Origin of the sequence: Salinivibrio sp. HTSP, from assembly GCF_003390965.1 — a bacterium.
Taxonomy (GTDB): Bacteria; Pseudomonadota; Gammaproteobacteria; order Enterobacterales; family Vibrionaceae; genus Salinivibrio; species Salinivibrio kushneri.
On record NZ_PXUD01000062.1, the window covers coordinates 1 to 1,751 of the forward strand.

The 1,751-nt window shown below is 53.9% G+C and carries 1 rRNA gene; it reads right to left on the bottom strand.

Going from position 1 to position 1,751, the window contains the following annotated elements:
- Nucleotides 1-29: 29 nt before the first annotated feature.
- Nucleotides 30-1,751 (bottom strand): 23S ribosomal RNA (locus C7A19_RS11600); the annotation flags it as partial.

Here is a 1,751-nt window from a genome sequence, read left to right on the forward strand (position 1 = left end):
AGTCCAACCCAAAACCTCTTGGGTGTTGTATGGTTAAGCCTCACGGGCCATTAGTACAGGTTAGCTCAACGCCTCACAGCGCTTACACACCCTGCCTATCAACGTTCTCGTCTAGAACAACCCTTTAGAGAGCTCGAGGCTCTAGGGATGACTCATCTCGGGGCCAGCTTCGCGCTTAGATGCTTTCAGCGCTTATCTGTGCCGAACTTAGCTACCGGGCAATGCGTCTGGCGACACAACCCGAACACCAGCGGTTCGTCCACTCCGGTCCTCTCGTACTAGGAGCAGCTCCCCTCAATCATCCAACGCCCACGGCAGATAGGGACCGAACTGTCTCACGACGTTCTAAACCCAGCTCGCGTACCACTTTAAATGGCGAACAGCCATACCCTTGGGACCGACTTCAGCCCCAGGATGTGATGAGCCGACATCGAGGTGCCAAACACCGCCGTCGATATGAACTCTTGGGCGGTATCAGCCTGTTATCCCCGGAGTACCTTTTATCCGTTGAGCGATGGCCCTTCCATTCAGAACCACCGGATCACTATGACCTACTTTCGTACCTGCTCGAGCCGTCACTCTCGCAGTTAAGCGGGCTTATGCCATTGCACTAACCTCACGATGTCCGACCGTGATTAGCCCACCTTCGTGCTCCTCCGTTACACTTTGGGAGGAGACCGCCCCAGTCAAACTACCCACCAGGCACTGTCCTCACCCCGGATAACGGGGCTAAGTTAGAACATCAAACATACAAGGGTGGTATTTCAAGGATGGCTCCACAGCAACTGGCGTCGCCGCTTCAAAGCCTCCCACCTATCCTACACATGTAGGCTCAATGTTCAGTGCCAAGCTGTAGTAAAGGTTCACGGGGTCTTTCCGTCTAGCCGCGGGTACACAGCATCTTCACTGCGATTTCAATTTCACTGAGTCTCGGGTGGAGACAGCGTGGCCATCATTACGCCATTCGTGCAGGTCGGAACTTACCCGACAAGGAATTTCGCTACCTTAGGACCGTTATAGTTACGGCCGCCGTTTACCGGGGCTTCAATCAATGGCTTCTCTTGCGATAACCACATCAATTAACCTTCCGGCACCGGGCAGGCGTCACACCGTATACGTCATCTTTCGATTTTGCACAGTGCTGTGTTTTTAATAAACAGTTGCAGCCACCTGGTATCTGCGACTGCCCATAGCTCCATCCGCAAGGGACTTCACCGCGGGCAGCGTACCTTCTCCCGAAGTTACGGTACCATTTTGCCTAGTTCCTTCACCCGAGTTCTCTCAAGCGCCTTGGTATTCTCTACCCGACCACCTGTGTCGGTTTGGAGTACGGTTGCTACTTACCTGAAGCTTAGAGGCTTTTCCCGGAAGCATGGCATCAATGACTTCACCACCTTGGTGGCTCGACATCGTGTCTCGGCCTTGATTTCCCGGATTTGCCTAAGAAATCAGCCTACGCACTTGAACCTGGACAACCATCGCCAGGCCCACCTAGCCTTCTCCGTCCCCCCATCGCAGTAAGCAGCAGTACGGGAATATTAACCCGTTTCCCATCGACTACGCCTTTCGGCCTCGCCTTAGGGGCCGACTTACCCTGCCCCGATTAACGTTGGACAGGAACCCTTGGTCTTCCGGCGAGGAGGTTTTTCACCCCCTTTATCGTTACTCATGTCAGCATTCGCACTTGTGATACCTCCAGCATGCCTCTCAGCACACCTTCAACAGCTTACACAACGCTCCCCTACCCAATA